This is a genomic window from Arthrobacter sp. YA7-1 (assembly GCF_025960325.1).
In the GTDB taxonomy this organism is placed as follows: domain Bacteria; phylum Actinomycetota; class Actinomycetes; order Actinomycetales; family Micrococcaceae; genus Arthrobacter; species Arthrobacter bambusae_A.
The window spans coordinates 20,075-33,124 of record NZ_CP110116.1 but is presented as its reverse complement, the minus strand read 5'-3'; the positions used below and the strand labels follow the sequence as shown (position 1 = coordinate 33,124).

Genomic DNA, 13,050 nt, shown 5'->3' with positions numbered 1-13,050 from the left:
GGGACGGTACAGGTTTCCCGTGAAGAGGGGGTCGCGGATGGACAGAAACCTCGGCGTGTTCAACCTCTTCTGCAACGCAGGCCTCTGTCTCCTGGCGATCGTTCTTCCCCTGACGACCAATTTCATCGGAATACCCGCGCTGGCCTTCATCGCGGCAGCGCTCCTTTTATCGTCGCTATTCCTATATCGCATCAAAGTCATGGACCTGCGGACCAGGCTCGCCAGCAACGACGGACGCAGGGCTCTTCCTCCCGATGCCCAAGGCAAAACGAGGTGGCCCTATACGCTGATCTACGTTCTCGGATACGTTTTCATGGCCATCTACATCGCGACCATCAACGGGACCGTCCCCCTGGAACCAACTCTTCGCTAGGGCGGACCAGCTCCACACCCCGACGGATCCACGTTGCGGGCAGCGACCCAACAGGACGGCGAAAAAACTTCGACTCCGGTCAGCCACATAGTGGGGCCGTTTATAGCCGTCCAGCCGGGGCCAGAAATAGTTGACAGAATCACCGCCCGATACACCGTTTTTCTTACAGTCCCGATCGGCCCTTTCCGTGCTGAGGGTGCGGTCGTTTATTGGTCCGGCTGAATTCCGGGGCCGGGAAGGATGGCGGGGAGGGCTTCGTTCACGGCTACTAGGTCATGGTCGATGCGGTGCCTGAGCTTTCGTGCCCGCTCGATGCGTCCGGCGCGGAGAGCGGCTTCGATCAGTCGCACGTCGTGTTCGAGCTGTCGGGCGCCGGTCTTGGCTGCCTCGGCTGCCAGGGTGACAGCGGCTTCCCGGGCCAGGACGAGATCCTCGCGGTCCAGGGCCTGGCCGAAGTCCCTGGACTGGGCGTGGAGAGAGTCCAGCAAGCAGACGATGAAGTCCATAACGTCCTCTTGGGAGCCGAACTCGTCGGCAAGATCGTCGACACGGCTCTTGTCCAGAATGGTTGCCCGGTTTCGTAGTGCAGGGTTGAACCGGCCGGGGTCGCTTGTCGTGGGCACGGGCGGCGATTCCTTCCCTTGCTTCGATCCTAAAATGCCTGGGTGTCTGTTACGGGTGCGGGTGAACGGACCGGCAGGGTGCTTGCGCTGCGGGACGCGTCGCCGTGGGCGACCACCGGGCTGACGGCGGTTCGTTGAGTGCGTGGGAGAGGAACTCCGTGATGGCTGTTGCGAGGATATCGATGGTATCCGGGAGGACACGGGCATTGTGGGCTGCGGCCGCCATGTCGTTGTTAAGGATGTTTCGTTCAAGTCCGGCACAGATGCTCTCCATCGAGAGGGCTCCGACCATGTGGGAACTGACTTTGAGGCTGAGCACGGCGTCCATGGCGTCCATGGCGTCATTGTTGCCGATGGTGGCGAGGATGCGGTTGATGCGCGTCTGGAGCATTTCCAGAAAGGTCAGCGCATACTGCCGGGGAACGGTGGGGCCGTCCATATGATCTGCGATGTCGAGCAGGGCGCCGGGGTGGAAGATGATCCCGGAGGTCGGGACTGCCATGTTCTCCTCCTGTTTGGAGTTCGTGCCCTTTGATGAGGCTGCGGAGTTCAGATATCGCGGAGTTATCCGCCGGTGGTCGTCGCGTCCCGGACCTGGGTGCTGTCCACAGTAATGCCGATCGTAAGCGTCGATGTGGATGACTTAGGGACGTTGCCGCTGGTTGAGACCCGTGCCCGGAGCCGGATCTGGGCGCCGGGGCTCGCCGGGACCGTCGTGGTGGTCACAGTGGAAGAGGAGGATCCCGGAGCAGGTGCCAGGATCTGCGTCGGTGTCCCGGGGCAGGTGTCTGTGGGTTCATTCCAGGCGGTACTGCAGGATTCGACAATGAACTGCACGGTGGACGGGGCCGAAGCCGTTCCCGTGTAGTTTGCCGCGGTGATGGTTAGGGTGCCGGTGTTGGCGATGGTGAAGTACCGGGACGTGAACGAGGGGTGTGCTGGGTTGCCGTTGTTGTTGAACGTAAGGGTCAGCGGGCCGTACGGGGCGGTGGTGTTCACGGTTGCGACGGCTCCCCAGCTGCCGCTGCCAACGGTCTGCTGGGCCGCGGTGGATGCGGTGGCTGTGGTGGCGGCCTGGGCAGGTGTGGACGTGCACGCCAGCAGGACCGCGGCCGCGATGGCGGCTGCGGTCCTGCCGGGGTAGTGGTGCACGTTCACCTGTTGTTAGCTTCCGGTGGTCGTGGACGTCCGCTGGTTTTCGCCGAAGGTCCAGGTCAGTGACGAGGACAGGCCCTGGATTGTGCTGGCGGGGGGCGTTCCGTTGGTGGTGGTTTCGAGCTGGTCAGGCAGGGTGAGGGAGACCTGGAGGTTAAGGGTGGACCCGGCGGTGACGGCACCGGAAACCAGTGTCGAGGGCGTGGTCAGGAGGGTGTTTAGCGGCACGTTTGTCGCCAGGACGGTGGTGGTCGCTCCGGTACCTGTGCAGGCTCCGGCCCCGGTGGTGGTCCAGGTGCCCGAGCACTGGGTGACGGTGACGTGCAGTCCCTTGGTGGCGTCGGTGGTGAGCTTGCTCGGGGTGGCTTCGGCAACCGCCAGTGTCAGGGCCTTGCCGTCCATGGTGGCGCCCTGGGTGAGGTTGACGTAGCGGTTCACGATGTCGCCGGGGGCCAGGTTGGAGACCGACTGGCCGAACCCGACTCCATTGTTTGCCATGGTCAGGCTCAGGGTGCCGGAGGTGGCATTCTGGGCGGTGGCGTTCGAGGCGGTGGCGTTCAGGGCGGCGAACACGCCGCCTCCGGTGATTGCCAGGCCGGCTGCAGCTACGGCGCAGGCGGCGAACACGGCAGGGGTGGGGCGGCGGGTGGAGCGGGCGGCACGGCGGGCTGTGGCTGCAGACATGACGGATCCTTTGGAGGAGGGTGGTGCGGGATGGGTTTAGTGGTTCTAGTGCGCCGGGATGGCGCTGCGTCGGCCGGAGGTGCCGGATTTGCGGCGTGTCGATGAGGCCGGGGTGCTTCGGAGGATCCACCAGACAGCTGACCCGGTGACGGTCAGGCCGAACAAGGCCGTCAGGAGGGCCCTCTGCAGGGGGTTCTCGATCCACAGCAGGACGCTTCCCACGGAGGGAACGACGGCGACGACGACCGGTACCTGGGACTGGTCCAGAACGGCCTTCCAATTGTCCGGGGCCGGGTTGGCGTCACCCTTGGTGGTGAGGACCGGCTTCGACGGCGTGCCGGAGATCGCGGTGATGCGGTGGGCGAACGGGGTGCTTTCACCCGGGGGTGTGAAAACGGCGATCTGGCCCGGGCGAAGACTGCTCACGTCGGCAGGTGCCGTGATGAGCAGATCACCGGGTGCATAGGCGGGGCGCATGCTGCCGGTCAGGACGGGAGAGAACCCGATGTGCAGCAGCGGGGCAACGATACCGACGGCAAGGAAGGCCAGCGTCGCGAGCGTCGAGACGGTCGTCATGATCAGGCGGAGCATGCGGCGTGCAGAAGAGCGTTGGCGGGTCCTCGCCCCCAGGCGGGAACCGATGCCAGAGCTGAGTGAGCTGTCCATCGGGGCGTTTCCGTTTCGTTTGAGACCGTATAGCGGAACAAGATCCACTTTGCCGGGCCCACATCAAGAAAGCTTAAAGATTCAACTAAGGTTTGTTTTGGATTCTTCCTCAAGACTTAAGCCAATCTTGAGCAAAACTTAAGACGCCGCATTTTTGGCTGGAAGAACTCGAGCGGTCAGTGTGCGGCAGCAAGTAATGCGGGTCAAGTTCATGCCTGGGAATCCCCTGGTACGTTGCTTGAATCGGGGAATGTCTACGGTCGGAATATCGAACTCCACCCGGATTCCCGCAGATCCTCCACCCTTTAACAAAGCGCCCGCGCACTATGTATGGGAGTCATGGCTCCGGAACCGCAGCTTGAACGGCAACCGAACCACCCATGTCCCGGAATTGTTTTAAGCATCGAGGACCTCCCGGTTCCTTAGCGCGGATTGAAGCGTCCAAAGTCGTTGTGATGCGTGAGCATCGACGGTATCTCCTCCTTGAGCCACCTCCGGCGTCACCGCTTTCGTGCTGCTAACCGTCTTCGCGCAGGCCGGGACCATTCTCCGCTCGAGTCTTCAGTGATATCCGGCCAAGGTGCACGCTCGACCGGATACGTCCTAATCAACCAGCGACAAAACGCGGTCGGGCAGTCCTTAGAGTTCCAGGCTTCCCGGGTGGTTAGAGTGGTGGCATGACTGCGGGGGGCGCGGCTGTTGAGCCGTTGGTGCATATCAAAGATTTCAGGATGGACTTCGGGGACACGAAGGTCATCAAGGACCTGTCCTTCGATGTGAGGGCCGGGGAGACCTTCGGGTTCCTGGGGAGCAATGGCTCGGGCAAAACGACCACACTGCGTGCTCTCCTGGGCATCTACCAGCCCACGGCCGGGACGCTGCATATCGGCGGGAAGTCGTTCGAGCCCCGCGATGGGATCCGGCTCGGGTACCTTCCGGAAGAGCGCGGCCTGTACAAGAAGGAACAGGTCCTGGATGTCATGGTCTATTTCGGCCGGCTCAAAGGACTCGGCAAAGCCCGGGCCCGTGCATGGTCGCTGGAGTATCTGGAGCGGGTGGGGCTGGCGGACAAGGCCGGGACCAGGCTGGACAGGCTCTCCGGCGGGGAGCAGCAGAAGATCCAGCTGGGCGTGACCATCATGAACGAGCCCGAACTGCTGATTTTGGACGAGCCCACCAAGGGTTTTGATCCGGTGAACCGGCGGCTGCTGATGGACATCATCGAGGAGCAGAAACTCGCCGGTTCCACCGTCATCATGGTCACCCACCAGATGGAGGAAGTGGAACGGCTCTGCGACCGGGTGATCCTGCTCAAGGACGGAACCTCCCGCGCCTACGGCACTGTTTCCGAGGTTCAGGAACAATTCGGCGGCACCATCTACCGGATTACCTTCACCGGTGTCCTCCCGGCCTCGGAGCTGTACGAGATCACGGCCGGCGGTGAGGGCAGCGCGGACCTGGCCCCGCGGCACGGCGCGGATGAGACTGCGGTGCTGCGGGAGCTGATCAACGCCGGCGTGGGCGTCCGCAGCTTCACCACCGCGCGGGTCTCCCTGGAGGAAATCTTCATCCGCGTCTATGGCGCCAAAGAGACGGCGGGAGCCTGAATGACCACAACATCACCCAAGACGTCTCTGCTGGGCCGGCACAACCTCGGGACCGTCGTCAGCTTCGAGTTCATCCGCACGATCAAGAAACGGCGGTTCTGGATCGCCACCCTCGCGATCCCCGTTGTCATGGCCATCATCTTCGGCCTGGTCTTCGCCAGCAACTCCTCCACCCGCGCCACCGCCGAAGCGCAGAAAAACACTGCCCTGACCTTCACCTACACCGACGCATCAGGGATCATCCCCGAAGCGGCCGCCACAGCGATGGGCGGCAGGAAAGCCACCGACCCGGGCACTGCCCTGGACGAGGTCAAAGCCGGCCGGATCGACGCCTACTTCGCCTACCCGGCGAACCCCGCCAAGGAACCCGTGAAGGTCTACGGCGCCGACAAGGGCATCTTCGCCAACAACACCTACGAAGCCGTCGCCAAGCAGCTCCTCACCCTCGCCGCGGCATACAAAATCGGGTCACCGGAACTGAGCGCCGCCGTCGGCGGGAACGTCACCGTCAACACCGAAACGTTCCGCAACGGCCAGGTCTCCGGCGGTCTCGGCACGGTCATCCCGCCCTTAATGTTTCTGCTCGTCTTCTACGTCAGCCTCATCCTGCTCTCCAGCCAGATGCTCAACAGCACCCTGGAGGAGAAGGAAAACCGGGTCACCGAGATGATCCTCACGACCCTGAACCCGACGACCCTGATCGTCGGGAAGATCATCTCGCTGTTCCTCGTAGGGCTCGTCCAGATCGCGGTGTTCCTTACCCCCATTGTTATCGGCTACGCGTTCTTCCGGGACCGGCTCGCCCTGCCTGACGTTGACCTGAGCTCCCTGGTTTTCGAACCCGGGCCGCTGATTACCGGAGCCCTGCTTCTGCTGGGCGGCTTCACCCTGTTCACGGCCGTCCTCGTCGCAATCGGCGCGGTCATGCCCACCGCCAAGGAAGCCGGGGTCGTTTTCGGCCCGCTCATGGCCCTGATCTTCGTCCCGTTCTACGCGATCAGCCTGATCCTGTCCGACCCGCACTCCGCCGCCGTCCAGGCCTTCACCTACTTCCCGCTCTCGGCCCCGGTGACAGCCATGCTCCGCAACGGCTTCGGAACACTCTCCACCGCGGAAGCGATCATCGTCATCGCCGAACTGTTCATCCTCGGCATCCTCGTCCTTCGCCTGGCCGTCCACCTCTTCCGGTACGGATCCATCCAGTACTCCAGCAAACTCTCCATCACCAAAACCCTCCGCCACCGCCCACCGGAACTCGGGGAAAGGAACACCTAGGTCCTTCCCTGCCGCCCGTGCCGAGAGCCCGAAACGTTCATTTCCGTCTCGCGTTGGCCAGGATCTGCTGGATGCGCTGGTAAGAAACACCGAACACCTCGGCGATTTCCGGAGGGGTCATGCCTTCGTTCATGAGCCCCTGGATCGCTTCCAGACGCAGTCTCCCGGCTTCATTCAACAGCGCGTCGGCGCGGACCTTCAGAGACTCAGCCTCTGCCCACGAGAGCACGTCAGGGCGATCGGCTTCGTAAACGACGTCGAACTGTATGCGGTCCCGGCCGAGAGCCTGGGCGAGCCGGGCCGCCAGGTAGCGTTGGGCGCCCATCAAACGCGGGCGCGTGACACTCGCACCGCTCTCCCCGTCCCGGACCGTCCACTGCGCACCGTCCCAGGAAGCCGTGATCTGCACCGCATCAGCGTCCGGGGATTCCTGGGGGGCTTCCCGGTCCTTGAGCCATCGGCGGAGCCGTTCCGGGTCATAGCGGGCTGCACCACGGTTTCCCGGGAGGCGAAGATCCCCCTCCCCGCCGTTGAGATCGTCGGCCAAGGCCTTGAATACCCGTACGTCCTGTCCTGCCCGCTGGGCAGCCTGCCGCAAGGTCAACGGCGCCTCCCATGGCGGCGCTCCAGCGTCCATCCCGACTCCCTTTCTGGCATCACGGTGCTTCAAGAGCTAATATCCCACGGTCGGGCTTGGCAAGGGAGCCTGAAAACGCCGGGGACGGAAGACTTTGGCAACAGCCTGAAAAATCGATCGACTGGTGAACCAGGGCTTTATGCGGCGGCATGAGCGGGTGTCAGCCCGTTCAAAGGTCCGGTGTTACAAGACGGGAAATGAGAGGCCCGCAATTGTGGATTCGGCAGGACGATGAGCGGTCGGCCTGGGAGCCCATGAAAGGTTGCCGCGCTTGCGCAGCTCTCGGATTCCCGGACGTCCGGCACGCTGTTCTGCACTCCGCGAGAGAGGGGAGTCGAACTCTGGAGCGTCCCGGCACAGCAGTCAAATCCCTCTTTCGCCCACCCCTGCCCCCCTGCGGTACCGCGTTCAGGACAGGACCGCGCACCTGCACACTGATCCCGGCAGCATAAATCACGTCCAGGGCACCTGATTCTTAAAGAATTTTCCCGGGCGCCCTCGCAACAAGGCGATCTGAGGCCCGCCGCACCACTCAGGATGTACTTGGGTTACTTGGGCTGCCACGGACTGTGCAAGCTGTTCTGCGAGGGTCTGATGGGTTTTTTGGTGAGCAGATGATCACGGTGCTGATGTTGCGCCCCGAAATTCCCGGAATTGAGCCACCGTAAGCCGCATGGCTGCGCAATTTCCGGCCCCCGCCGGCCCTGAGCCCGTTCCTGCCCGATGCGCGAGGCCCGGGCGTTCCCCGGGGTTCCTCTTGTTCCCCATCGACCATCGAACGCCTCCCCCTAGGTAGTGGCTAATCAAAGGAAGCAAGTACTGCCCGCTGGCCTTTCGAGTAGTCGTCCCCCTCCTTGACGAAAAAGACGAGTACCGTTTCGCGTTGCCAGTTAACTATCGCGTGGGCAATTCTTGTCCTATCGAAATCCGATCCGCTAAACGGGATATGCGAGCGGCAGGATTCCGTAACCTAAATTCACCTATCTGGGAAGGTTTTTCCAATGTCATCTCTCATGATCCACACCCTCGCATTCATCGCCGGCATCAAAGACAAGCTCAATTCCGAAAAGGGTGCAACAGCCGTTGAATACGGCCTCCTTGTCGCCCTGATTGCCGCTGTGATCGTGGGCACCGTCGTCACCCTCGGCACCCAGATCCACACGGCGTTCACCACCGTTTCAAACAGCCTCTGACCGCCAGCGGCAGTATTGAAATATCAAGGCAATAGTCGCAACCACAATTCCATCAGCAGATGTAAAACACGGCAAAATCCATAGAGGAATGCCACTGCAGTTTGGAAATGGCGGTTTGGTGGCCCTCGTAGCCACACCGGTTATTGTCCGGATGGTGACCACTCGTGATGGTCGGATGAAAACAGCGTTTACAACTACCAAACCGGCCCTACCGAGGGTCGAAGAAATGCCCGGGAGCGGTGCTGAGGATCGGAGCCACAGGTCCGCCAACGCAGACAACGCTCCTGGGCATTTCCATTATCGAGTCAATGCCATAACAGGGCTTTCAGGTCGCAACCCCCGCCAACATCCACCAAGGGGTCCACGGGCCCGGGAAGCTCCCGGCAACGTTTGACCGCTGACGACCGGCCCCGCCGGCCGAGCCCCAAAGCCTGCTCACCAATGATCACGGGACACCACAGGGGCAACCACTACTCAACGTCCCATACGGGACACATATAAGGGGAACAAGTGAAAACTCGCCTACTGGGAGGCATTGTTGCTCTTGTGCTGGCCATTGTCGGCACATTGCTGCTGGTCTCATATGTTCAAGGGTCCGAAGCCCGGGCCCAACAAGATCTTCAACCCGTCGACGTGTTGGTGGTGCAAAACCAGATCCCATCCGGTGCAGCCTTTGACACGATCAAAGCATCCGTGAAGCTGGTCACACTGCCCCAGTCCTCGGTCCCCAACGGGGCACTGAAGAGCCTGGACGGTCTGCAAGGCAAAGTCGCAGCAACAGACTTGCTTCCGGGTGAGGCGTTGCTCGGAGCCCGTCTGGTGGATCCGACCGCCCTGGCAGCCCCGGGCTCAGTTCCCGTTCCGCCGGGAATGCAGGAAATCTCCGTGCAACTGGACGCACAGCGGGTCATCGGAGGCCGGATACAACCCGGCGACACTGTGGGTGTGATCATGCTTTTCTCGGACGGGGCAAGCAACACCGCCGGAGGCACAGCCCAACAGGTCTTCCACAAAGTGCTAGTCACCAGCGTTCAACGCGCGGAATCCAAAACTTCGACCACTACCCAGGACCCCCAGGCGCAAGCCAACACCCAGGTTCCTTCGGGGTCGTTACTCGTGACCCTCGCCCGCAACGACGTGGATTCAGCCAAAGTAGCCCTGGCCGCGCAATTCGGGACGATCTGGCTGACCAAGGAGCCGGCCTCCACAAAAGAAAGCGCGCCCACAGTCGTCAAAATGGCAGATGTATTCCGATGAGCCGCTTCCTGCTGATCACACCAAACCAGGATTTCGAACACCGTACCCGGCAGGCTGCGAAGGGACTCCACGGCACCATCCACGTCATCGCCGCCGACTACCTGCCTCCGGGCCCTGACGATATTCTGCGAATGCTGACAGGCGAACCCGTTGAAGTCATCCTTCTGGGCCCTGGCCTTCCCCTGGAGGACTCCATCCGGCTTGCGAGCCTCTTCGATCTCCAATATCCCGAAATCAGCATCGTGGTTGTCACCGAGAAGGAAGCGGACGTTGCGTTGCCTGCAATGCGGGCCGGCGTCCGTGATCTCCTGGCCCCCCTTGCTCACCCGGACGAAATCCGGGCCATGCTGGAACGCTCCAGTTTGGCAGCGGCAAGCCGGCGCAGAGGGCTGAGCACCAGCGTTGATACGCGCCCGGGCGCTGGCCGGATCATCTCGGTCATGTCCCCCAAGGGAGGGGTAGGAAAGACAACCGTCACAACGAACCTCGCGGTGGGGCTCGGAAAAATCGCTCCCATGGGAGTTGTGGTCCTGGATCTCGACCTGCAGTTTGGCGACGTTGCTTCAGGACTGATGTTGGAACCGGAACGGACGCTGGCCGATGCGGTCCAAGGTGCGGCAGTTCAAGACAGCATGGTTCTGAAGTCTTACCTTTCGGTCCATCCGGCCGGAATATACGCCCTTTGTGCGCCCCTGAATCCAGTGGACTCTGACAAGATTTCCGGACCCCAGGTGGCCCATTTGATCCAACAGCTCTCCACCGAATTTCAGTTTGTGGTGGTCGACACCGCTCCCGGCCTGGGGGAACACGTCCTGGCCACCCTCGAAGTCGCCACGGATTCCGTCTGGGTATGCGGTATGGACATCCCCAGCATCAGGGGCCTCCGGACCGGTTTCAGCATCCTCAATGAAATCGGGCTGCTAAGCGAGAACCGGCACGTCGTCCTAAATTTTGCCGACCGTCGCACCGGACTCTCACTCAAAGATGTCGAAGCCACCATCGGCTGCCCCGTTGACATCGTCCTTCCCCGGTCCCGGACCCTACCCTATTCGACCAACAAGGGAGTGCCGCTCCTTCAAGACGGAGCCCGCGATCCGGCGAGCAAAGGCCTGATGCAACTGGTCGATCGGTTCAAACCGGACTGGGAAGAACGCTCTCACAAAAAACTTCACAGAAGGGCAGTAGTCCAATGAACCTGAGCAAACGCCTGCAGGCCGCCCAAGGACTCGAAACTGCCGCAGAGGTTCCCCCCGTCACCAGCGGGGCGGGTCCTTGGGGCACCCCGCTGACCGCCGGACTGGCGCAGCCCCCTAGCCCATCCAGTGCCAGAGACGCGTCGGATTCGAACGAGGCACTTAACGCGGTCAAGGACCGCGTCGGCACCGCGCTCTACGAGCGAATGGGAAGCAGAATCACCGACGCCTCCCTGGACGAAGCCGAACTGCACCAATACGTCAAGGATGAGCTCCGCGTCATTATCGAACAGGATGACATTCCGCTGACTCTCCTTGAACGCCAGCGACTCGTGCAGGAAATCATCGACGACGTCCTGGGCCTGGGCCCGCTGCAGAAATTCCTGGACGAGGAATCCGTCACGGAAATCATGGTCAACGGACCGGACAAAATCTACGTGGAGCGGGCCGGTAAGCTGCATCTCACCGGCGGGAAATTCAGCGACGAAGAGCACCTGCGACGCATCATCGAACGCATCGTGACCAAGGTCGGGCGGCGTATCGACGAGTCATCTCCCTTGGTCGATGCGCGCCTTTCCGACGGCTCCCGTGTCAATGCCATCATCCCCCCTCTTGCCGTCAACGGATCGGCGCTCACCATCCGCAAATTCGGCCACGTGCCCCTCGGTGTGGAGAAGCTGATCTCGTTCGGCACGATGTCCCCGGAAATGGCAGAGTTGCTTCACGCCTGTGTTCAGGCCCGGCTCAACATCATCGTTTCCGGCGGTACAGGTACCGGCAAGACCACTTTGTTGAATGTCCTCTCAAGCTTTCTTCCTGCGGATGAAAGGATCGTCACCATTGAAGATGCAGTTGAGCTTCAACTGCAGCAAGACCACGTTGTCCGCTTGGAAAGCCGGCCCCGCAATATCGAGGGGAAAGGCGAAATCAGCATCAGGGACCTTGTACGGAATTCCCTTCGTATGCGCCCGGACCGGATCGTCATCGGTGAAGTACGTGGCGGGGAATCCCTGGATATGCTCCAGGCGATGAATACCGGTCATGACGGTTCCATCTCCACGGTGCACGCCAACTCCCCGCGCGACGCGATCGCCCGCTTGGAAACCCTGGTGCTCATGGCAGGCATGGATCTTCCGCTGCGCGCCATCCGCGAACAAATCGCTTCCGCAATCAACCTGATTGTTCACATTTCCCGGCTGCGGGACGGGACCAGGCGAGTCACGCATGTGACAGAGGTTCAGGGTATGGAAGGAGACATCGTCACGCTCCAGGACGCGTTTGTCTTCGACTACGCCGCCGGGGTCGATGACAGCGGCCGCTTCCTTGGACAGCCCGTCCCTACAGGAGTGCGTCCCCGGTTCGCGGATCATTTTGCCGAGCTCGGCATCGCCCTCTCTCCATCAGTTTTCGCCCCGGCCCCCACCAGGGGTGCGTCATGGTGACAAGCACCAGCCCGGTCTTTCTGGCACTGGGCATAGGACTGTGCTTCGTCGCGCTCAGCATCCTGCTGATCGTTACGTTCGGATCCGGTCGCGGGCAAATCGCCCTGTCCCGCAGACGGCCGGGAGTCCGCGACAAACGGTCCCTGCTGACCAAGGCCACCGACGAGGCAACATCGTTCGTCGAACGCCGGCTCGGCCGCAGCGCCGCGTTCGGCAGCCGCGCCTCCCTGGATCAGGCCGGTGTGAAGATGAGCCAGGCAGACTTCATCCTGCTGGTGGGATGCACTGCCGCTACCGCGGGTTTCATCGGATTCTTCATCAATGGGATCGCCTTCGGGATCGTGTTCTTTTTGGCCACGCCAATAGGCGCAATCATCTTCCTGAAGTTCCTGACCGGCCGGCGTAGGGCGAAATTCGACGCCCAGCTGGGCGACACGCTGCAAATGCTCGCCGGTGGGCTGCGGGCCGGTCACAGTCTTCTGCGATCGGTAGATGCCGTTTCCAAGGAAACAGAGGCCCCAACCTCCGAAGAGCTGACAAGAATCGTCAACGAAACCAGGCTGGGCCGCGATCTTCGGGACTCCATGCAGGATGCCGCGCGCCGTCTTGACAGCGATGACTTCGACTGGACAGGACAGGCAGTAGAAATCCACCGTGAAGTCGGCGGGGATTTGGCCGAAGTCCTGGACCACGTGGGCGAGACCATCCGGGAGAGGTCCCAAATCAAGGGACAGGTGAAGTCCCTGAGCGCCGAGGGCCGCCTATCGGCATACATCCTCATCGGCCTGCCCATCTCAGTGTTCCTTTGGTTGAGTGTGGCAAATCCCGACTACGTCGGAACGCTGTACACAACCGGGTTGGGCTGGATCATGCTCATCGTCGGGACGCTGCTGCTCATCACCGGCAGTTTCTGGCTCAGCCGAGTCATCAAGATCAAGTTCTAGG

Annotated in this window: 14 protein-coding genes; 8 read left to right on the top strand and 6 right to left on the bottom strand. The window is 61.8% G+C overall.

What is annotated here, in order from left to right:
- The first annotated feature begins 37 nt into the window (after positions 1-37).
- Positions 38-373, top strand: coding sequence for a hypothetical protein (locus OIT41_RS20550; protein WP_264638155.1), 336 nt, complete (start codon positions 38-40; stop codon positions 371-373).
- A 206-nt stretch (positions 374-579) separates the two neighbouring features.
- Here OIT41_RS20550 and OIT41_RS20545 read toward each other — a convergent pair whose 3' ends face one another.
- The 5 genes from OIT41_RS20545 to OIT41_RS20525 form a co-directional block, all read right to left on the bottom strand.
- A complete protein-coding gene (locus OIT41_RS20545; protein WP_264638154.1) occupies positions 580-996 on the bottom strand; it encodes a hypothetical protein in 417 nt (138 codons plus the stop codon).
- 49 nt (positions 997-1,045) lie between these two features.
- Positions 1,046-1,498: an Hpt domain-containing protein gene (locus tag OIT41_RS20540; protein ID WP_264638153.1), complete on the bottom strand. Its 453-nt coding sequence runs from the start codon at positions 1,496-1,498 to the stop codon at positions 1,046-1,048.
- 62 nt (positions 1,499-1,560) lie between these two features.
- Complete coding sequence (locus OIT41_RS20535; RefSeq protein WP_264638152.1) at positions 1,561-2,154, bottom strand: hypothetical protein; 594 nt, start codon at positions 2,152-2,154, stop codon at positions 1,561-1,563.
- Between the two features lie 6 nt (positions 2,155-2,160).
- Complete coding sequence (locus OIT41_RS20530; protein WP_264638151.1) at positions 2,161-2,835, bottom strand: CalY family protein; 675 nt, start codon at positions 2,833-2,835, stop codon at positions 2,161-2,163.
- Between the two features lie 45 nt (positions 2,836-2,880).
- Positions 2,881-3,501, bottom strand: a complete 621-nt coding sequence (locus tag OIT41_RS20525) for a signal peptidase I (RefSeq protein WP_264638150.1) — start codon at positions 3,499-3,501, stop codon at positions 2,881-2,883.
- Positions 3,502-4,178: 677 nt separating this feature from the next.
- On the opposite strand from OIT41_RS20525, the gene OIT41_RS20520 reads away from it, so the two are divergent.
- Entirely contained in the window at positions 4,179-5,108 is a 930-nt protein-coding gene (locus tag OIT41_RS20520; RefSeq protein WP_264638149.1) for an ABC transporter ATP-binding protein, read from the top strand.
- Positions 5,109-6,383, top strand: coding sequence for an ABC transporter permease (locus tag OIT41_RS20515; RefSeq protein WP_264638148.1), 1,275 nt, complete (start codon positions 5,109-5,111; stop codon positions 6,381-6,383). It abuts the gene before it with no gap.
- Positions 6,384-6,420: 37 nt separating this feature from the next.
- On the opposite strand, the gene OIT41_RS20510 is transcribed toward OIT41_RS20515, so the two are convergent.
- Entirely contained in the window at positions 6,421-7,020 is a 600-nt protein-coding gene (locus OIT41_RS20510) for a helix-turn-helix domain-containing protein (RefSeq protein ID WP_264638147.1), read from the bottom strand.
- Positions 7,021-8,021: 1,001 nt separating this feature from the next.
- Here OIT41_RS20510 and OIT41_RS20505 point away from each other — a divergent pair.
- From OIT41_RS20505 to OIT41_RS20485, 5 genes are all read left to right on the top strand, one after another.
- Positions 8,022-8,213 carry a Flp family type IVb pilin gene (locus tag OIT41_RS20505; RefSeq protein ID WP_264638146.1) on the top strand — a complete coding sequence of 64 codons (192 nt, stop codon included), beginning with the start codon at positions 8,022-8,024 and terminating at the stop codon, positions 8,211-8,213.
- Positions 8,214-8,723: 510 nt separating this feature from the next.
- Positions 8,724-9,470 (top strand): Flp pilus assembly protein CpaB, encoded by a 747-nt coding sequence (gene cpaB / locus OIT41_RS20500; protein ID WP_264638145.1) that lies wholly within the window; start codon positions 8,724-8,726, stop codon positions 9,468-9,470.
- Positions 9,467-10,663, top strand: a complete 1,197-nt coding sequence (locus tag OIT41_RS20495; RefSeq protein WP_264638144.1) for an AAA family ATPase — start codon at positions 9,467-9,469, stop codon at positions 10,661-10,663. Before cpaB ends, OIT41_RS20495 begins: the two co-directional genes overlap by 4 nt.
- Positions 10,660-12,105, top strand: a complete 1,446-nt coding sequence (locus OIT41_RS20490; RefSeq protein WP_264638143.1) for a CpaF family protein — start codon at positions 10,660-10,662, stop codon at positions 12,103-12,105. The genes OIT41_RS20495 and OIT41_RS20490 overlap by 4 nt, the downstream gene beginning before the upstream one ends.
- On the top strand, positions 12,099-13,049 hold the full coding sequence (locus tag OIT41_RS20485; RefSeq protein ID WP_264638142.1) for a type II secretion system F family protein: 951 nt from the start codon (positions 12,099-12,101) through the stop codon (positions 13,047-13,049). Before OIT41_RS20490 ends, OIT41_RS20485 begins: the two co-directional genes overlap by 7 nt.
- The last annotated feature ends 1 nt before the right edge of the window (position 13,050 follow it).

Coding starts and splice junctions, on each gene's coding strand:
- OIT41_RS20550 (WP_264638155.1), top strand. CDS start 38: ATGGACAGAAACCTCGGCGTGTTCAACCTCTTCTGCAACGCAGGCCTC.
- OIT41_RS20540 (WP_264638153.1), bottom strand. CDS start 1,498: ATGGCAGTCCCGACCTCCGGGATCATCTTCCACCCCGGCGCCCTGCTC.
- OIT41_RS20530 (WP_264638151.1), bottom strand. CDS start 2,835: ATGTCTGCAGCCACAGCCCGCCGTGCCGCCCGCTCCACCCGCCGCCCC.
- OIT41_RS20525 (WP_264638150.1), bottom strand. CDS start 3,501: ATGGACAGCTCACTCAGCTCTGGCATCGGTTCCCGCCTGGGGGCGAGG.
- OIT41_RS20520 (WP_264638149.1), top strand. CDS start 4,179: ATGACTGCGGGGGGCGCGGCTGTTGAGCCGTTGGTGCATATCAAAGAT.
- OIT41_RS20515 (WP_264638148.1), top strand. CDS start 5,109: ATGACCACAACATCACCCAAGACGTCTCTGCTGGGCCGGCACAACCTC.
- OIT41_RS20510 (WP_264638147.1), bottom strand. CDS start 7,020: ATGGACGCTGGAGCGCCGCCATGGGAGGCGCCGTTGACCTTGCGGCAG.
- OIT41_RS20505 (WP_264638146.1), top strand. CDS start 8,022: ATGTCATCTCTCATGATCCACACCCTCGCATTCATCGCCGGCATCAAA.
- OIT41_RS20495 (WP_264638144.1), top strand. CDS start 9,467: ATGAGCCGCTTCCTGCTGATCACACCAAACCAGGATTTCGAACACCGT.
- OIT41_RS20490 (WP_264638143.1), top strand. CDS start 10,660: ATGAACCTGAGCAAACGCCTGCAGGCCGCCCAAGGACTCGAAACTGCC.
- OIT41_RS20485 (WP_264638142.1), top strand. CDS start 12,099: ATGGTGACAAGCACCAGCCCGGTCTTTCTGGCACTGGGCATAGGACTG.